Here is a 19,805-nt window from a genome sequence, read left to right as displayed (position 1 = left end):
TAAAAAGGAATAAAATGCAAATAATTTTTGGTATCGCGATTTTTATTATTGTTGTAACACTTATACTTTATAAAGTAAATAATCGTTTTGAAAAAAAAGAATTTACAATTCTTATAGTAATCATCATAATAACTTCAATAGCTTATACTTTGTATGAAAATAAACAAGAAGAGTTTTTCCCAAGTTTGTTTAAGCAAAAATATGAAAAAGAAAAAGATATTCCAATTAAAGAGTTAACTTATGAATTATTAAACAATAAAGTTGTAAGTTCAAAAACAAAGTTTATTTACAAATTCACTTACATCATAAGTAAAGATGATAAAGAGTTTTTATGTACAGTTTCAGATGTAGAAATAAATAAAATAGAAGATAGTTATATTTTCAAAAACTTCAAAGATTTAAAAGAAGAGTGTACACAAAGATAATTTTTTATCTTTGTGTTTTTTAGTATAAATATTTATGCAGGTTTAAAAGACTTTTTAGTTTTGCAAACCTGTGGAAATAGACAATTATCACACTCAGGTTTAACTGCTTTACAAATATATCTTCCAAATAAAACCATAGCTTGATGAAAAATATGTAAATCATGACCTTTTAGTTTTTTAACCAAATCAGCCTCTGTTATATCTACTGTTTTTCCATCACTTAAACCCAACCTATGTGAAACTCTAAAAACATGAGTGTCAACTGCCATAAGATTTGCACCTTCAAACTCAATCATAAAAACATTTGCAGTTTTATTTCCAACACCTGCTAGTTTCATAAGCTCTTTTTGATTGTGAGGAATTTCACCATCATAGTTTTCAAGTACACTTTGAGCCATTTTGATAATATTTTTTGCTTTATTATTGAAAAATGAGCAAGTATTTAATAAAGCTTTTACATCTTCAAGATTAGCAAGAGCTAATTCTCTTACACTTGGATACTTTTCAAATAATGCAGGCGTTATGATATTTACTCTTTTATCCGTGCATTGAGCGCTTAAAATAATTGCAATTAATAACTCGTAATCATTTCTATAACTCAGCTCTGTAACGGCATCACTGTACTTTTCTACAAATGCTTGTTTTATGATTTCTATATCTGCTTTTGTTGCTTTTTTCATATTTCTTTTACCTTAGAAATTTCATCTCGCAATCGTATTGCTTCTTCAAAGTTTAGATCTTGAGCTGCTTTTTTCATTTGTCTATTTAATTCTATTAAGATTTTTTTTCTCTCACTTGCTGGCATTTTTTCTATTTTTTCTTTTTTCCATGCAAGTTCATCGTATTCTTCAAGTTTTAGACTTTGATCTAATCTTCTTTTTGTTGATGTAGGAGTAATTCCATGTAGTGTATTATGATCTTCTTGGATTTTTCTTCTTCTACTTGTTTCATCTAATGCAAACTGCATTGAAGCTGTGATTTTTTTTGCGTATAAAATAACTCTTCCATTTTCATTTCTAGCAGCTCGTCCAATTGTTTGAATAAGTGAAGTTTTACTTCTTAAAAATCCTTCTTTATCTGCATCTAAAATAGCCACAAGTGAAGTTTCTGGAATATCTAAACCTTCTCTTAAAAGATTGATTCCAATAAGTACATCAAAAACTCCAAGTCTTAACTCTCTAATAATATGATTTCTTTGAATTGCATCAATTTCACTATGCATATATTTTACTTTTATTCCTAAATCTGCATAATAGCTTGCTAGTTCTTCTGCCATTTTTTTAGTTAAAACCGTTATTAATACTCTTTCATTTTTTGCCACAACTTTTTTGATTTCATCATGAAGTTTTTCAACTTGGTATTCACTATCAACCACATCAATTATTGGATCAAGTAAGCCAGTTGGTCGTATAATTTGCTCTGCTACAACTGAACTCATATTAACTTCAAGTTCATTTGGAGTTGCACTAACAAATACAAAGTGTGGAGCTTTTTTTATAAATTCATCAAATTTAAGTGGACGATTATCTAAAGCACTTGGAAGTCTAAATCCATAATCAACAAGTACCTCTTTTCTACTTCTATCAGCTGCGTGCATTCCTCTAAATTGAGATAATGACACATGAGATTCATCAACTACTAGTAAAAAATCTTTTCCCATTTGTTCAAAATAGTTTAAAAGTGAATATGGTGTTTCACCTGGCTTTTGACCAGTTAAATGTCGGGCATAATTTTCTATTCCCTTACACATTCCAGTTCCTTCTATCATCTCTAAATCAAATTCAACTCTTTGTTTTAGTCTTTGATACTCTACTAATTTTTGCTCTTTTGTAAAATAATCCAATCTTTCGTCTAACTCTTCTTCGATTTGTTTAACAGCATTTGCAAGTTTGTCATTTGAAACAACGAAAGGATTAACAGAATAGATAATAACCTCATCTAAGTCTTTTGTTTTATTGTTTGTTATGTATTCTCTTTTTGAAATAGACTCAACCTCATCACCAAAAAACTCAACTCTTATAAATTCATCTTCATAATAAGCAGGAAATATATCTATTACATCTCCATTTACTCTAAAATCTGCCCTATCAAAAAACTTATCATTTCTTTTATAACCCATTTCCACAAGTTTTACTAAAAACTGTTTTTGTGAATATTCAAATCCAACTTCAATTCTTTGAACCATTGCTTTATATTCTTCTGGATTTCCTAAACCATAGTTTGCAGAAACTGAAGCAATTACAATAACATCATCAAAAGATAAAAGTGAAGCTGTGGCACTTAGTCGCAGTCGTTCTAACTCTTCATTTATAGAGCTATCTTTTTCAATAAATAAATCAGATCTTGGAATATAAGCTTCGGGCTGATAATAGTCATAATAAGAGATGAAATATTCAACATGATTATTTGGAAAAAACTGCTTAAACTCAGAGTATAACTGAGCAGCCAAAGTTTTATTGTGAGTCATTATAAGAGTTGGTTTCTGTGTGGCTTCAATTACTTTTGCAATTGTGTATGTTTTACCACTTCCTGTAACTCCTAAAAGAGTATTGTATTGATTTCCAGCATTTATAGAATCACTAAGAGCCTTTATGGCAACAGGTTGATCACCTGCTGGTTCGTAATCACTTACTACTTCAAACTTTGCGATGGGTTCTCCTTGATTTAATTATTGTACATAATCTCATATAAGATAATTGAAACATCTCTAACAGACCAAATAACATCTTTACTTAGACTATCTCTATCTTTTTGTATATTTACATTTTCTGAATATTTTTTTATAACTCTTTGAATTTCTTGATCCATTTGAGAATAATTTAAATCTAATATATTTTCATGAAATAACTTTTCATTGCTATTTACACCAATTAATCTATTTTTTTCTTTTAAAAAACTCAAAAGAATTGATACTTGCCAAGTATGCCATTCTATTTTATCTAATACATTTGGTGCTTTACTTGCATAATCTAAAGACTTAAAAGAATCAAAAATAACTCTAGTAGCCTTTAATAAAGAATCTGCATCCATTTGCTCTATATTTCTTGGAAGCTGTATCTTATCCAATGCAAACTCTGCCATATTTTTTGTATTTGATTGTTTCTTTTTATTATTCTGGATATTTTTATTAATTGATAATAAATAAATTATAATAACTATTAACAAAATGATTATTATAATAAAACCAAATAAAGTCATATTCATATAGATTCTCCTACAAAGTCTAAATTTTTAATTACTATATATTTTTCTTGACAACATAAAGATGGAATATTTATATATTCTTTTCCTTTTATATGAAAAGTTTCACCTTGATGATAGTGTCCTTCTATTACTATATCTGTATTATAGTTTTCAAGTCTTTTTTCAATTAGTTGTTTAAAATTACCCATCTTATGACATATATTCTTTTTTACTAAACTATCTTCAATTTTTTTAGAGATAAAGAAATTTATATCTATAAAATTCATAAATCGCAAGAATATACTATTTCTTATAAATTTACAATATAAATCATATTTCCAATTTATAAAGTTATCTCCATGGGAAATACTTACTGTTTTATTATTTAATTTTCCAAGAACTGGTTGATTTTCTCTTTTTATTACATTTATATTGGGAAAAAGATTTTTTAGATTGTAATCATGGTTTCCTTCTAAATAAATTATCTCGATTTCATTTGATAATTTATTTAGAAGTTCAAGAATTTCACTATTTCGTTTTATAAAATATTTACTCTCACCTGAGATAAAATCTATCATATCTCCCATCAAAAAAAGTTGAGTAGTTTTTATTTCTTTATTTTCAAGTTTTTTTAAAAATAATAAAAACTGTCTATTTTTTTGATTGTAGTGAGAATCAGCTACGAAAATAGAGCCTTGTTTGATACTAAGGTACATAGGCTATTTTTGGTATTCCTTCATATTCTTCATATCCACACATGATATTTGCATTTACTACAGCTTGTGACGATGCACCTCTTAGTAAATTATCAATTGCAGAACTTACAAAAAGTGCTTTACCATTTTTTGCGGTAAATAAATCACAGAAATTTGTTCCTGCAACTGATTTTACATCAACAGGTTTATTTCTAATTCTAACAAATTCATTGTCTTTATAAGTATTATTCAAGATCTCATTTACATCAATATCTTCTTTTAATGTTGCAAATACAGATACAAGCATTCCTCTTGTTAAAGGCAATAAATGAGGTACAAAGTTAATTGAAACATCTTTACCTTTTAAGATTTTTACTTTTTCATGAATCTCTGGCATATGTCTATGTTTAAAAGGATTGTATGCATGCACATTATCATTTATTTGACAATAGTGTGTTGTTTCACTTGGATTTTTACCTGCTCCACTAACACCTGATTTTGCATCAATAAATATTGGAGCATCCGTATCAATATAATCAATAAATGGCAATAGTGCTAATAATGAAGCAGTTGGGTAACATCCTGGATTTGCAATTAATTTTGCATTTTTAATATCTTCTTTAAAATACTCAGGTAAACCATAAACTGCATTTTTGATATTTTCTTTATCTTCATGTTCACAATAGTGTTTTTCATAAGCTTCAAGTTCAAGTCTATAATCAGCACTTAAATCTACAACTTTAACACCCAATGCTATTAAATCTTTTGCAAATGCCATTGCTGTTTTATGTGGAAGTGCTAAAAATGCTAAATCAGCTACTTTTGCAACTTCATCTGCATTTGCTAATTGTACATCTATATTTATTACACTTTTTAAACATGGATGTAAATCTTGAATATTAATATCTCCTGTTGTATTTGCAACATAAGAGATATTGAATTTTGGATGATTTATTAGAATCTTTATTAATTCTAAACCAGTGTAACCACTAGCTCCTATAATTGCTACATTCATATTAAAGATATCTCCTTATAATATACTCCTAAAACTTCATAATTTTTAATTCCACCTGGAAGGGTAGCTTTGATTTCGTCACCCTCTTCTTTCCCCATTAACTGTTTTGCTAATGGTGAGTTAAATGAAATCATTCCTTTTTCGGCATTTGATTCAACACCACCAACTATTGTATAAGTAAACTCTTCATCTGTTTTTACATCAACTAAAGATACAGTTGAGCCAAAACTCACTTTGTTATGAGGAAGTGTTGAAGGATCAATTATTACAGCTTTTGAAATAACTGCATTTAATTCTGCAATTTGAGAATCAATTAATCCTAGTTTTTCTTTTGCTGAGTGATATTCTGCATTCTCTTTTAAATCTCCTAATTGTCTAGCTTCATCTAGTGCGATTACAGTTTCAGGTCTTTCTGTTTTTTTAAGAAACTCTAAATCTCCTGTAATTTTATTATATCCTGCTAGTGTCATTGGTTCTTTATCCATCAACATCTCCCATCATTTAATTTATGATATAATACCCAAAAATAGTAAAAGAGAAGTTTAGATGAAATATGATAGATCAAAAAAGTTATTTGGTGAGAATGTTTTTGAGAAATTCAAAGATGTTAAGCTAATACTTTTAGGAGTTGGCGGTGTTGGAAGCTTTGCTTTGGATGCACTTTATAACACTGGAATTACAAATATAACAATAGTAGATTTTGATACTTATGAAGAATCAAATATGAATAGACAAATGGGAAGTCATGGTAATATTGGAAGAGTTAAGGTTGAAGCTTTAAAAGAAAAATATCCAGAAGTTACAGCAATCCATATTAAAATAACACCTGATTGGATTGATAATTTTGATTTTTCTTCATATGATTATATTTTAGATGCCATAGATGATGTTAAACCAAAAGTTCATTTAATCAAAAAGCACTTTACAAAAATTATTAGTACAAGTGGTGGAGCAAAAAGAATTGATCCAAGTAAGATTGAATATATATCTATTTGGGATACTTATAACGATCCATTTATCAAAAAAATAAGAACAGAATTGAAAAATCAAGGCTTTAAAAAGAAGTTTAAAGTAATTTTTTCTTCTGAATTACCAATGTGCTTAGAAAAAGGGAGTTTTGAGGGAGTTACGGGTTCATTTGGTTTAATGATGGCATCAGTTACAATCCAAAAATTAATCAATAAATTCAAAAAATAACTTAAAGTTTCTTAAAGTTTAAAACATATATAATAATTAACTTATATAAATAAAGGATTAACATGAGCGGTATTAGTGGTAGTGTTGAACAAATGACGCAAGCGCATCTTAGAAATGTTCAGCAATTAGCTGTGTTTTACACTGGTCATAAAAATATTTACGCAATTAATATAGCAAAAGTTAAAGCTTTTATCATTACTGAAGAAGTAGCAATAAATGATACACCAAGAGATACTAATGTAATTGCTGGAATTGCAACTATTAGAGGTGAACCTGTAACATTAATTAATCTTGATGCATGGCTTGGACTTCCAGCACTTGAAGTAAAAGATTATAAACTAATTATATTTTGTGAATTCAATCATAAAAAAATAGGCTTTTTAGTAAAAGATATGATTGATATTGTTGAAAAAACTACTCAAGAATTAAGACATACAGAAGAAACAAATTCAAAAATCACATATACAACTTACGTAAAAGTAAATAATAAAGATGAGCTTTGTACTGTATTTAATGCAGAACAACTTCTAAGAGATATTCACTGGACAAATGATGGAGAAGACGAAGTTAGAAAGTATGTTGATGAAAAAATAGAATCTAATAAAGTAATTTTAGCAGCTGAAGATTCAGGAGTTGCTAGGGAAGTTTTAAATAAATTTTTTAAACAAACAGGTGCAAGATTTGAGATATATTCAAATGGCGCATTATTAATTAAAAGATTAGAAGAATTAAATCCAAATGATATTGGTATGGTACTTACAGATATTGAAATGCCTGGAACTGATGGATATCAAGTTGCTTCTTACATAAAAAGTAATAAGAAATTTGAACATATTCCTGTGATTATTAACTCTTCAATGACAACAGATGCTGTAAGAGGGAAAATGAATAAAATTGGAGTTGAAGGATTTGTTGGGAAAACAGATATTTCTACACTTTTTGAACTAACAAAAAGACATTTACTTCACTAAAATTAACTACAAAATAAGATGAATTATTTCATCTTATTTTACTTATGTTTTATTTACTTAACCACTCTTCAAAATATTTAATTTGACTTTCTGTTTGCATAGATGATGTTCCACCAAAAGAGTTTCTTGCATTCATTGAATTTCTTAAATCTAAATACATAACAATCTCTTCACTTACATCTTTTAATTCACTAGAAGCAGATCTAATCTCATCAATTGTAAGCTCACTAATATCTTTTTTTAATTCATTAGCTTTAGTAACAACATCTTTTGTAATATAGTAAGCAGTTCTAAATGGCATATTTTGTTTTTGAACTAAAAAATCAGCTAAATCAGTTGCACTTAAGTGACCTATTTTACAAGCATTTTCCATTTTATCTGTATTTACTATCATAGTTTTAATTACTTCATTTAATATTGAAATTGAAATTTCAACAGTTTTCACTGAATCAAAAACTCCCTCTTTATCCTCTTGAGTATCTTTATTATAAGCAAGTGGTAAACCTTTCATAACTGTTAAAAGTGAAATTAGATTTCCATAAACTCTTCCTGTTTTTCCTCGAAGTAATTCAGGTACATCTGGGTTTTTCTTTTGTGGCATAATTGAGCTTGTAGTTGCATATTCATCACTCATTCTAACAAATTGGAATTCATAAGATGACCAAAGAATTAACTCTTCTGAGATTCTGCTAATATGCATCATACAAGTTGAAATATTAAATAAAATTTCTAATGCAAAATCTCTATCTGAAACCGTATCCATAGCATGAATAGTTGGAGATATAAACCCTAATTTTTGTGAAGTTGAATCTCTATTTATATTATGTGGAGTTCCTGCAAGTGCTGCACTTCCTAGAGGACAATAGTTATTTCTTTCATATGAACTTTCAAATCTTTCAAAATCTCTTTTAAACATATTTGCATAAGCTAATAAATGATATCCAAAGTTAAGAGGCTGTGCATGTTGTAGGTGAGTCATACCTGGGATTAAAGTTGTAGTATATTTTCTTGCAATATTTACAAAAGTTTCAACTAATTCTTTTAATTGAGATTTAATACTAATTGATTTATCTTGAACATAAAGTCTAAAGTCAGTTGCAACTTGGTCATTTCTACTTCTTGCTGTGTGAAGTCTTTTACCTGGCTCTCCAATAATCTCTGTAAGTCTATTTTCAACAGCCATATGAATATCTTCATATGCTAATGAAAATTTAAACTCCCCACTTTCAATTTCATTTTTTACTTGTAAAAGTCCTGATTCGATTGATTTTTGTTCCTCAAGAGTTAAAATACCTTGCTCACAAAGCATTTGTGAGTGTGCAATTGAACCTTTTATATCTTGTGCATAAAGTTCTTTATCGAACATTATTGAAGCGTTAAACTCATCTAGTATTTGTGCATTTGTATTTTTTAAAATTTGATTGTTTTGATTTGCCATTTGATTCCCTAAATTATAATGTACCTAAAAATTAGGCATCATTATAACACAAGTGAGATTATTTAAAAGAAGATAAATCCATAGGGTCAGTATTTGCAATTTTTGAGTATTTTCTAATTGCAGTTAATATGTTTATAAAAAAGATTATATTTGATACTAAAAATAAAAATGAAGCCATATAAATAAAACTATTTACAAAATAAGCCGCTACAAAAAATACTAAAGAAAGAATATGAAAAAAGAAATGCAGTTTTATATATCTTTCTTCTATAAATTCCCTAATAGTAGGAAGTTTAAAATAACCCTTTGAGTTTAAATGAAACCATGATAAAAATGGAATAATCTTATAAGCCATTCCTTGAAGTAATGAATACAAAAATCCAAAAGCAAAAACAATTGCTAAGATATAATTAGATTCAAAAATATTGAATAACCATATAATCATAGATAAACCTAAGGCGCTTAAAGAAAATTTCCAATACCATAAAGTCACATCAAAAACAGGTCGTCTTCTATGATTTAAAGATTTCAAAGCATAAAAAGAAAAAGTCATAATTAAACTTACAAATAAAATCTTTAATACTAAAAAATCAACTTTAAAATAAAAAATTAAAGAAGATAGCAATAAAAGAAAAAATAGTATTAAAGGAATTTTGTTCTGTACAAACTTAGGAAAATCAAGTGCCACATAAAACATAGGGATCACTTGAAAAGACACACCCATTATAATCAAAAGTGCAAAACCAAATAAAGCAAAAAGGATATGCATATTTACAAAAACATAATGTTGCTCACCTATATTTGAACTTATATGTGCTATCGCTAAATATAATCCTAAAATCAATGTGATAAATCCAGCAAGGGAAAACAATCTCATAGCTTTTACAGTACTTGTAAGAAACTCTACTTTAAATAGAAGTTTTATTGATAGACTAAAAAAAGTCAAAAAAGATATTGTTAGAAAAAGTACTCCAATATGAAGCAAGATTTTTATTTCAAAAATAAATGAAAAACTCATAGATAAAGTTCCCAATACTAAAGAAGGATGCACAATATTTGCAAATAATCGAGGTTTTTTTAGTATTGCACCTGCAAGAACTGGCATCATTTGTTGCATTGCTCCAAATATTATCATTGATAATATTCCAAGGGTAAAAAGATGAATTACACCAATTGCTAGATGAGAGTACTGATTTGATATTTCATCAAAGGGTGAAAAGAAAAAAACAAGGCTAATAAGTACTCCAAAAAGTGGAGCACTTAAAAAAAATCTAAAAGGCACTGAAATAGGTGGTGCTTGATCTAAACTCAAGCCTTGATTAAACATTTTTATAAAGCTTTCATATCTTCAATAACTTTTTCAACAAAAGATCCTAAACGCATATCAGCCATTGCATATAACATTTGTTCTTCTTTCATATTATGTTGTTGCATTAGCATCATTAAGCTTTCACTAACACCAAAGAAATGATTTCTATCTTTTTTTTCTAAATCTTCTTGTAAAGCATTTAAAAGTTGTCTCATTTGATCATGTTCCATTCTCATAATCATTGTAGGACCTTGAGTCATACCAGTTACTTCTTCAAAAGTTGGAAACATAACTTTCTCTTCCATATCAAAATGGTGTAATAAATCACTAATAAATTTATTTAATTTTACTTGTGAGTCATCCCAATCATCTAATGCTACTGCATTTTCTAGATTTGCAAATTCCTCATCACAAGCTCTGTGATCTGATGTTAAAAAAGATGATATTGTATTCATAATAATTGCCTTGTAATATATTTTATGTATTATAAGGCAATTATGAAAAAAAAATATTGATGGCAATCAATAATTATTTACTATCTAATTCTTCTATTTCTTCTATTGCATCTTTTATTATATATAAAATCTTACTTTTTGCAGTGTCTTCATTATTTTCGGGAACATCCAAGCTCACTATTGACATATATTTATCAACTAAACTTTTAACATCATCTACAATTGAATCGTGTATTTGGGCTAATTCTTTATCTTGTGCAGTCATTTCATTTCCTTTTCTTTAATTATTATACACTTTTATCTTTATTATTAAAAAATAAGTGTTATAATACTTTATATTAGAATTATACACAATAATTATAAGGTTTTATTCTTGGGGAAAATTAAAGAACTAACAAAAAATACATTGTTTCAGTTAAAAGAAGAGAATCTTCCAACAACACCCGAAAACTATTTTATTGAATTTAAAAATCAAGCACAAATATCTGATGTTGAAATTGCTGAATTTGAATTATTTAATAAAATTAAAGAAGCATTAACCCCAAATGAAATAGAATTATCAGAAATAAATACTTTTAACCATTTAGCAATTATTCTTGCAAAAAGAGTTAATGAAGAAGAGTTAAAAAAACTAATCAATATTTTTGAAGAAATTTTAAAGCCATTTTCCGATTTAGAATTAAGCCAAAAAATTGAAGAATTTATTTTAAAAATTCTTGAAACTCCAAAAAATATAATCTTAGATGAATCAATAAATATGCTAAAAGAACTAGCTAACAAAAGAGTGGATTCAGATAGAAAAATACTAAAAGATAAAACTAATGATATTATAAAATTAACATCATTAATGAGTAGATATTTTGATAAAACTTTAAGTGAAAGTGAAAATTCAGGAGAAGATATTTTAAAAATTAAAGATGAATTGATTACATTAAATATGTCAGAAGCATCTCAAAGAGAACTAAAAGTTGTTCAAACAAAATTAGTTGCCACTATTCATAAAATAGAAAATTCAATTAAAACAAATTGTAAAATAATTAACGATCATAAAATACAATTCAATTCATTAAATGAGCAAATTAGAAAACTACAAGAAGAATTATCAATAGCAAGAGAAGAAAAAGAAACTGATTTCTTAACAAATGTATTTAATAGACGGGCTTACCATAATGAAATAGAAAAGATAGAAAAAAACTACTCTATATTTAATAACAATTATGCAATTATTTTTTATGATATTGACCATTTCAAAAAAATAAATGATACATATGGCCATACTTGTGGAGATTCTGTCCTTAAAAATTTTGCAGGAATATTAAAAAGTTTAACAAGAACAGAAGATGTAATTGCTAGATATGGCGGTGAAGAGTTTATTGCACTAATAAATTATGAAAAAGAAGAAGAAGTTTTAGGATATATAAAAAGAGTTAAAAAAGCAATCACTTCAACTAACTTTATATACAAAGAAGAAACTATTCATATAAAATTTTCTGCAGGAATTAGTTATAGAAATAAATATGATTCATATTCAGATGCTAAAAAAAGAGCAGATGAACTTTTATATGAAGCTAAAAGTAAGGGTAGAGATAAGATTATATTTGATAACGAAAGTGAAATCTAATTTAATATTATCTTTATAATATTTGCTAATAACATAAATACTAATACAAAAATCAAAACTTTTTTTATAAAAGATTCTCCACCTTTAATAGCAAAATGTGTACCAACATATGATCCAGCCATATTTGCAATTGCCATAGGAATTGCAATCATCCATAAAACTTTTCCAGCATAAACAAAGGCAATAGCTGAACCTAAATTTGTAGCTAAATTTAAAGGCTTAGTAGATGCAGTTGAAATAATATAATCTAAATGTAAAAACTTTTTCATAGAAATTGTCATATAAGTTCCCGTTCCAGGACCTAAAATACCATCATAAAAGCCAATTGGAGCAGTTGCTAGAATTATATTTTTATTTGTAAGTTTTGTATTTTCTTCTTTAATCTTTGAACTTTTTTTAAGAAGAAAAACTAAGGCAATAGGAATTGCAATTAAAATAGCCCATTGAATAATATAATTAGGTATATACATAACAAGTGAACTTCCCAAATATGAAGCTAATAAACAAGGAATTATTGCAATACTAACTACTCTAATTGATATTTTTTTACTTAGAAAATATTTGATTGTTGCCATTAAAGTTCCAAATAAACTTGCCATTTTATTTGTTGCAAGAACAAACACAGGGGGAATTCCACTATATAACAAAACAGGTACTTGTATCATTCCTCCACCACCTGCTATTGAATCTACATAACCTGCTATAAATCCTGTAATAATAAATATAATAATCCACGTAGTAGTTATATCTTCTAAAAATTCCATTTATACTCTTTATTTTTTTTGGAATTATATCTGAAAGTTATATAAAAATTTTATAATAATTGTATAAAAGCAAGATATCTTTTCTTTATAGTTTATGACCAAAGTTGAAAATGTGGAATATGAGAGATAGCTTTAATAATATCTGTTTTAGAAACAATTCCATGCAAAATATCATTTTCATCAACAATTGGAATCGCATCTAATTTTAAATCAATCATTACTTTTGCAACTCTTCTAATATCTGAAATTGGATTAGCTGTTATAACTTCATCTAAATATACATCATTTAGCTTTTTCTTTAAAATATTTTTACTATTTTCTATATCATTCATTAAAAGATTTAAGATTTGTTCTTTATTTATCATCGCAGTAATTTTCTTCCCAAAAGAAACAACTGGCATTTGATTAATATCTAACTCTTTTAAAGAATCATAAGCATCTTTTATTGTTGATTCATTATCTATATAAATGCAATTTCTTGTCATTATATCTTTTACTTCATATACAGGCTCAAGGGTATCAATATTTGCCATTTTTTTGTATTCTGAAATAGCATTTTCACTTGATTTCTTTTCACCTTGATCTTTTTTATTATTAAATTGTTGAATGAAACCTTCATCTGGTTTTAATCTTGCAGGAGATAATTCATCAATATTTTTAAGTTCATATAAATTATCAGCTGTACTTCTAAAACCAACGTTTCCATTATTATACACGGTAAACATGATAATCCTCTTTTTATATCATTTAAATAGTCATTAAATAAATTATATAACAAAATTATGATTATGTATATTTATAAACTAACTTTTTACATATATTTATTAAATTTCCTATTAATTGTGACTCCTTTTGTTCTATCCAAAACTCTTCATTTGCAACAATAATTAATCTTTTTTTTGCTCTACTTACAACTGTATTTATTAGATTTAAACTTTTGAAATTATGATTTAAAGAGTTTGTAAAAAACATTTTTCTTTTTCCAAAATTTGAATCATCAACAACAGAAAAAATAACATTATCCCATTCACTTCCTTGAGATTTATGAATGGTCATAATATTTTCAAAATATTTTCTTCCTAAAACTTCTTTTAATACTTTCACTTGTTTTTTATATGGTGTTAAAATAGCAAAAGATTTTCCTTCAAATTTTTTTACTAACTCTTTTATGATTAGTGCTTCTTCTTTACTTGAACGCTCTATTGCTACATCTACATTTGAATTACTGTTTATAAATATCATTTGAGTATCAATATTTAGTGCGGATTCAAAACCAAATTTATATACAAACTTATCTAAAACCCTAGCTAGATTTATTCCAAACCTATGGGTGTATTTAAGATTTACTTGAACACTTCTTTCATACTTTGGTAAGTTTAAATTTAAAAACTCATCATATAATTCATCTTCATCTTTTTTTAAAAATACACTTTCAAAAAATAAAGATGATTGAGAATATAAAAAACTTTTTTTAAGAGCATTTAAATCATCATTTTTTACTTCACTAACAGGAGGAAGTTGCATATGATCACCTAAAAAAGTAATAGGACAATCATTTTTAAATAGAGTCAAAGCTTTTATATTTGACATATATCCTGCTTCATCACAAAAAATATGATCAACTTCTATTTTATCTTTTAATGTATATTGAATAAAAGCATCAATTGTCATAGCTAAGATTTGTGAATATTTAATTCTTTCTTTTGTACTTTTTTCTAATATAGAGTTTCTATCATTTATCAATTCATCTAGTACAATATTTAACTTTTTTTCATCAAAGTTTTTATGATGTTCATCTAAGGCTTCATTGATTAGATTATCATTCAAATTTTTTGTTAGTTCTTTTAGCTTTTCTTGATTTGTTTTGCACCATAAATTTAATTGTGAGATTTTATTATTTAGTAAAACTCTTTTTTCATCTATATTTTCATTTGTTAAATCTTTAAATATTTCATTATAAATTTTTTCACTTTTTATTAACTCTTTTGATTGGAATAAAATTTGAATATTCTTTTTATTTAAATTATCAATTATTCTTTCATGTATTTGTATTTGCGCTCTTATACAATCTATATTTATAACTTCTTTTAAACTATTCTCTTCAATTAGTTTTTCATCATAATTCACACAAAAAGAATTTTCTCTTTTTTTTATGGCCTCTTTTATTATCTTTGAATTATTGGCAAAATGATAGGATTTCAAAGTTTGAGTTAGAAGATTTATCAAAGGTTGAAAATATTCTATTTTTTCTTCTTCTTTTTTTATCTTTTCTTTATTCTCTTCTAAAATAGAAAAGAAACTATTTATTTGCTCTAAATCTGCAAATATTAGTTTCCCTTCTCTATACTTCATTACTCTTTTTATGATTTTAATCTGATTTTCAAGACTTTCAAGAACTTTTTCGAAACCTCTTATTTCACAAGTTTGGGGATATTTATCAAAAAAATCTTTTGAGGGAATTCCAAATCTAAGAATCTTTTCATTTGGAATTTGCAGTTTTTCAGTATGGTCTAAAACACCCAGAAGTATTTGTTCTAATGCTACATTTGTGGGAGCTACTATTAATACTTTTTTATCTTCAAATATATAGTTTAATACACTGCACGATAAAACAGCTTTTGTTTTTCCAGTTCCAGGAGGTCCCCAAATATATGAGTATGTGTTTTGAAAGATAGCATTTACAGCATCTTTTTGATTTGCATTTAAAATAGTATCAACACAAATATCTAGATTTGGATTTTGAATACAAGGAATTTTAGTTGAAAAATTTAATTCCAAAGCATTTTTATCATACCACTCTATTAAATTGTTTATTAAAAAAAGTAAATCAGTAACTACAAAAAAATCATCACTATTTAACTCTTTTAGATTTATATCTTCTCTTAAAATTTGAATATATAGTAATCTATTTTTCTCATCATACTCTTTTATCAAAATATCTCTTTTATTAAAATAATACTCATTTGTAAGATTATTTTTATAATAAGTTTTTTCAAAATCAAAAATAGGTTTTTCAAGTTTTATCTCAAACAACAGTGGAGAACTTCCCTCTTGAAAAGAGATTGAGTGAACTTTTTCAATTGTTTTTCCATTATGTTCACTATATCTTTTTACATAATCATAATAATAAAGTGATTGAGAATGACAAAGTTCTTTGATTTTTGGTATTTCCACTGATTTCCGATTTTATGAAGATTTGAAAGAGTTGAATTGTAACAAAGTGTGCTTTATAGCGATATTAATTTTTGTAAGTTCTTTCATTTTATAAATTTTTATAATTTAATTTAGTCTTTTTAAAATATCAAAATTTTCTATGTCAAACTTTGAAAAAGCAAACCATTTTTTGCCCAAGTCTTTAAGACTAGCTCCAATGTGATAAATCTCTTTTTTATCAAGTATCAAAAATCTATCGTGAGAGTTTTTAAATTCTAGTAGTTCTATATTTTGATATTGAGTTTTGTATTTTTGTAAATCCAACTTTAATTGTTTTGAAATAATTTTTGTATAGATTTTGATTTTAATATTTGGGTATTTTGAAAAAAGAGTAAATACTGTTTCATCTATATAGTTATCTATTAAAATTATTTCATCAAGTGCTATTTTAAATAAATCATTGATAAAAACATAAGCATCAAAAATTTGCCCGTTGTAAAATATTCCTTGTTTTGGTTTTAGAGTTTTGTTTTCAAGTGAATTTGAAATATTTTCTACTTTTGATTTTAAAAGTATTAATTCATTTTCTAATGATACAAATCTATCATTTGTAATTTTATCACTATTTATAACATAGCCATTTTGAATATAATTTTTTAATACAGATGTTGCCCATTGACGAAATTTAATAGCTTTTGAAGAGTTTGTTCTATATCCTACAGCTAAAACAATATCTAAACTATAAAAACTTACTGGTTTATCAGAATTTGCAATATGCATTTTTTGCATATTGCTTTTTTCATCTACTTCATTATCTTTAAAAATATTATTGATATGCCTACTAATAACACTTTGGTCTTTTTCAAAAATATCACTTAATTGAGCTTGAGTAAGCCATATAGTTTCATCAGTTACAGATATTTTTAATTCAAGTTCTCCATCACTATAAATCACTAAATTAGATTTATTTTTTTGCATTTTTTAGCCTTTTAAGTTTATAAGAAAATTATATATTTTTTTTTGATTGAAAGTTAAAAATATTGCAATTTGTTATTCTTTGTTAGTTTTATTTAGTACAAAACAAGTTTTGTATTTCAGTGATTTTTTAAGAAACTGAAACTCGTTTCAGTCAAGGATTGAAGAAAATAAAAGGGGATTTTTCACTTTACTCATTTAGCAAAAACTCTTGGAATTTTACCTATCTAAATGCTACAAAAACAAAAAAAGGGACTTGTCTTTTGTCAAGTCCCTTTTAAAAAAATCTCTAAAATTCTAAAAAATTAAATTGGTAAAACTCTTAAGTTTTCATCAATTTTTTGTTGTAATACAGATTCGATTGCATATAAAGTTCCAGTAGATCCTGACGAACATCCTGAACATGAACCTAAGTATCTGATATATAAATCATAATGTGGTAAATTTTCTTTAATATCAATAATTTCCATATTTCCACCATCCATTACAAGCATTGGTCTAATATCAGAATCTAATACAGAATCAATTGCTTTAATTCTTTGAACTAAAGTCATTTTATCAAATGATAATGTTCCGCTAGCACTTGCATCAGCTGCTGTTTTCATTTTTTCTTCTGACATTTCAGCTCTTACATCTTTTAAAATATCAACAAGGTAGTACTCTTTTTCTTCATGTCCACCTGGCTTGATACATGATTTACAAAAAGCACCTGCTTTTGTATAATCAGTAATTTGCTCAACAGTAGTTAAGTCATTGATTCTAATAACTTCTCTAATTGTTCCTAATGAAACCCTTGCACATTCACAAACGATTACTTCAGTTTCAAAAGATTCCATATCAACACCTTTGTACTCAGCTGCTGCTTTTTTAATAACATCATAAGCCATAACTGAACAGTGCATTTTTTGAGGTGGAACGGCTGGAGTTTCTGGATTATCTCTTAATGCTTTTTCAACATCAATATTTGTAATTTTTACAGCTTCATCAACTGTTTTACCAATACAAAGTTCAGCCATAACATCAGAAGATGCGATAGCAGTACCACAACCAAAAGATTTGAATTTTGACTCTAAGATTTTATCATTAGCTTCATCAACTGCCCAATATAATCTTACAGCATCACCACATGATTCAGCTCCAAAGTCTGCAACAATTAGTTTTGCTCCAAGTGCTGCTGCTCTTTCTTCTGTGATTTCACCTTGGTGAGATGGGTTATTCATTCTATTTACTACTTGATTTGAGTATTCATCCCAAATAGATCCACTAATTAAACTATTTTTTGCCATGAAATTTTCCTTTTAAATTATTCTTATTTTTTATTATAAACCAGATTTATGACATGAAGGTGCATAAGCATATGAGCTTGAAATCCCTCTTAATCTAGTAACCGCATTTTTTATAACAGTAATTGCATAATCAATTTGCTCTTCTGTATTAAATCTACTTAAAGAGAATCTAACACCCGTATGAGCTAATTCACTATCGCTTCCAAATGCATTCATAACAGGATTAGCTTCCAAATCTTCACTAGCACATGCACTTCCTGTAGATGCCCCAATTCCATTTTGATTTAAATCCCATAACATAGACTCACCCTCAACTCCCCTAAAAGAGATTAAAGTTGTATTTGGTGTTCTATTTGCAGTTCCACCAATTACTACAGTTTCTGGCAATTCTAAAATAGCTGCTTCTAGTTTATCTCTTAATTTACTAACATGATTTTTTTCATAAGCTAAAGCCATAGTTGAAGTAGCAAGCTTCATAGCCCATCCCATTCCAACCATTGAAGCAACATCAACAGTTCCAGCTCTGTGTCCACCCATTTGCTCACCACCATGTAATAATGGAGTTAAATCGTAACCTTTTCTAACATATAAACCACCAACACCTTTTGGTCCATGGAATTTATGAGCTGAAAAAGATAAATAATCTACATTGAAATCTTGAACATCAACAGGAACTTTTCCTATTGCTTGTGTTGCATCTGTATGAAAAGCAATTCCAGCTTCTTTACAGATAGTTCCGATTTCTTTGATTGGGAAAATTTTTCCTGTTTCATTATTTGCCCACATAATTGATACAAGTGCTGTATCTTCTCTTATATAATCTTTTACTGAGCTAGCTTCTAATACACCATCTTCATTTACAGGAAGATAAGTAACTGAAACACCTTGTGATTCTAAGAACTTACATGTTGCTGTAACTGCTGGATGCTCTACTTCTGAAGTAATAATATGATTTTTATTACCGTTTAAAATTTTATCAATCCAAATACCTTTTATAACTGTATTAATACTTTCTGTTGCATTTGACATGATGATAATATCATCTTCATCAGCTGCATTAATTCCCTCATATAAGAAATTTAAAGCTTCAACCATCTTAGGGTGAGTTCCTGCTCCAAATTTGTGTAATGAATTTGGGTTTCCGTATATGTCACAAAAAAATGGTTTCATCTCTTCATATACTTTTGGGTCAACTATCGTTGTTGCATTATTATCTAAATAAACTTCCATTATATTTCCTAATATTTTTTAATTTTATATGCAAAATCTATTCCAAAATTACTTTTGATAAGCTTTACTAAAATTTTTCTTGTATTCT

The 19,805-nt window shown here is 27.0% G+C and carries 20 protein-coding genes; 4 read left to right on the top strand and 16 right to left on the bottom strand.

The window, feature by feature from the left end; all coding sequences use genetic code 11:
* The first annotated feature begins 14 nt into the window (after window positions 1-14).
* Window positions 15-425: a hypothetical protein gene (locus AACT_RS04550; protein ID WP_172125375.1), complete on the top strand. Its 411-nt coding sequence runs from the start codon at window positions 15-17 to the stop codon at window positions 423-425.
* A 32-nt stretch (window positions 426-457) separates the two neighbouring features.
* On the opposite strand, the gene nth is transcribed toward AACT_RS04550, so the two are convergent.
* From nth to greA, 6 genes are read right to left on the bottom strand one after another with little or no spacing between them, the layout of a single operon-like run.
* Window positions 458-1,105, bottom strand: coding sequence for an endonuclease III (nth, locus tag AACT_RS04545; protein WP_172125373.1), 648 nt, complete (start codon window positions 1,103-1,105; stop codon window positions 458-460).
* A complete protein-coding gene (gene uvrB / locus AACT_RS04540) occupies window positions 1,102-3,075 on the bottom strand; it encodes an excinuclease ABC subunit UvrB (RefSeq protein WP_172128539.1) in 1,974 nt (657 codons plus the stop codon). Before uvrB ends, nth begins: the two co-directional genes overlap by 4 nt.
* Before the next feature lie 14 nt (window positions 3,076-3,089).
* Window positions 3,090-3,629, bottom strand: a complete 540-nt coding sequence (locus AACT_RS04535; protein WP_172125371.1) for a hypothetical protein — start codon at window positions 3,627-3,629, stop codon at window positions 3,090-3,092.
* The gene (locus AACT_RS04530) at window positions 3,626-4,324 is read right to left on the bottom strand and encodes a UDP-2,3-diacylglucosamine diphosphatase (protein ID WP_172125369.1); all 699 of its coding nucleotides are present in this window, start codon (window positions 4,322-4,324) and stop codon (window positions 3,626-3,628) included. The genes AACT_RS04535 and AACT_RS04530 overlap by 4 nt, the downstream gene beginning before the upstream one ends.
* Entirely contained in the window at window positions 4,314-5,318 is a 1,005-nt protein-coding gene (gene argC, locus AACT_RS04525) for an N-acetyl-gamma-glutamyl-phosphate reductase (protein ID WP_172125367.1), read from the bottom strand. Before argC ends, AACT_RS04530 begins: the two co-directional genes overlap by 11 nt.
* Window positions 5,315-5,803 (bottom strand): transcription elongation factor GreA, encoded by a 489-nt coding sequence (gene greA / locus AACT_RS04520; RefSeq protein WP_172125365.1) that lies wholly within the window; start codon window positions 5,801-5,803, stop codon window positions 5,315-5,317. The genes argC and greA overlap by 4 nt, the downstream gene beginning before the upstream one ends.
* A gap of 61 nt (window positions 5,804-5,864) precedes the next feature.
* On the opposite strand from greA, the gene AACT_RS04515 reads away from it, so the two are divergent.
* Together AACT_RS04515 and AACT_RS04510 are read left to right on the top strand one after the other, a co-directional pair.
* Entirely contained in the window at window positions 5,865-6,515 is a 651-nt protein-coding gene (locus AACT_RS04515; protein WP_172125363.1) for a tRNA threonylcarbamoyladenosine dehydratase, read from the top strand.
* 62 nt (window positions 6,516-6,577) lie between these two features.
* Window positions 6,578-7,486 (top strand): chemotaxis protein CheV, encoded by a 909-nt coding sequence (locus AACT_RS04510; protein ID WP_172125361.1) that lies wholly within the window; start codon window positions 6,578-6,580, stop codon window positions 7,484-7,486.
* 49 nt (window positions 7,487-7,535) lie between these two features.
* Here AACT_RS04510 and argH read toward each other — a convergent pair whose 3' ends face one another.
* The 4 genes from argH to AACT_RS04490 all read right to left on the bottom strand — a co-directional run bounded on the left by argH (window position 7,536) and on the right by AACT_RS04490 (window position 10,953).
* On the bottom strand, window positions 7,536-8,924 hold the full coding sequence (argH, locus tag AACT_RS04505; protein WP_172125359.1) for an argininosuccinate lyase: 1,389 nt from the start codon (window positions 8,922-8,924) through the stop codon (window positions 7,536-7,538).
* Window positions 8,925-8,982: 58 nt separating this feature from the next.
* Window positions 8,983-10,251, bottom strand: coding sequence for a hypothetical protein (locus tag AACT_RS04500; RefSeq protein WP_172125358.1), 1,269 nt, complete (start codon window positions 10,249-10,251; stop codon window positions 8,983-8,985).
* A gap of 2 nt (window positions 10,252-10,253) precedes the next feature.
* Complete coding sequence (locus AACT_RS04495; RefSeq protein ID WP_172125356.1) at window positions 10,254-10,688, bottom strand: hemerythrin domain-containing protein; 435 nt, start codon at window positions 10,686-10,688, stop codon at window positions 10,254-10,256.
* A 73-nt stretch (window positions 10,689-10,761) separates the two neighbouring features.
* Window positions 10,762-10,953: a hypothetical protein gene (locus AACT_RS04490; RefSeq protein ID WP_172125354.1), complete on the bottom strand. Its 192-nt coding sequence runs from the start codon at window positions 10,951-10,953 to the stop codon at window positions 10,762-10,764.
* Window positions 10,954-11,061: 108 nt separating this feature from the next.
* On the opposite strand from AACT_RS04490, the gene AACT_RS04485 reads away from it, so the two are divergent.
* Window positions 11,062-12,309 (top strand): GGDEF domain-containing protein, encoded by a 1,248-nt coding sequence (locus tag AACT_RS04485; RefSeq protein WP_172125352.1) that lies wholly within the window; start codon window positions 11,062-11,064, stop codon window positions 12,307-12,309.
* On the opposite strand, the gene AACT_RS04480 is transcribed toward AACT_RS04485, so the two are convergent.
* From AACT_RS04480 to AACT_RS04455, 6 genes are all read right to left on the bottom strand, one after another.
* A complete protein-coding gene (locus AACT_RS04480) occupies window positions 12,306-13,073 on the bottom strand; it encodes a sulfite exporter TauE/SafE family protein (protein WP_172125350.1) in 768 nt (255 codons plus the stop codon). The genes AACT_RS04485 and AACT_RS04480 overlap by 4 nt on opposite strands.
* A 92-nt stretch (window positions 13,074-13,165) precedes the next feature.
* Entirely contained in the window at window positions 13,166-13,798 is a 633-nt protein-coding gene (locus tag AACT_RS04475) for a CBS domain-containing protein (RefSeq protein ID WP_172125348.1), read from the bottom strand.
* 61 nt (window positions 13,799-13,859) lie between these two features.
* Complete coding sequence (locus AACT_RS04470; protein WP_172125346.1) at window positions 13,860-16,247, bottom strand: AAA domain-containing protein; 2,388 nt, start codon at window positions 16,245-16,247, stop codon at window positions 13,860-13,862.
* 105 nt (window positions 16,248-16,352) lie between these two features.
* Window positions 16,353-17,204, bottom strand: coding sequence for a RhuM family protein (gene rhuM / locus AACT_RS04465; protein WP_172125344.1), 852 nt, complete (start codon window positions 17,202-17,204; stop codon window positions 16,353-16,355).
* Window positions 17,205-17,506: 302 nt separating this feature from the next.
* Entirely contained in the window at window positions 17,507-18,487 is a 981-nt protein-coding gene (locus AACT_RS04460) for an iron-sulfur cluster assembly scaffold protein (protein ID WP_172125342.1), read from the bottom strand.
* Between the two features lie 33 nt (window positions 18,488-18,520).
* Window positions 18,521-19,717, bottom strand: a complete 1,197-nt coding sequence (locus AACT_RS04455) for a NifS family cysteine desulfurase (protein ID WP_172125340.1) — start codon at window positions 19,715-19,717, stop codon at window positions 18,521-18,523.
* Window positions 19,718-19,805 lie beyond the last annotated feature (88 nt).

This window comes from Arcobacter acticola (assembly GCF_013177675.1).
In the GTDB taxonomy this organism is placed as follows: domain Bacteria; phylum Campylobacterota; class Campylobacteria; order Campylobacterales; family Arcobacteraceae; genus Aliarcobacter; species Aliarcobacter acticola.
The sequence above is the reverse complement of the archived record's forward strand: the minus strand, read 5'-3'. Positions and strand labels throughout refer to the sequence as shown.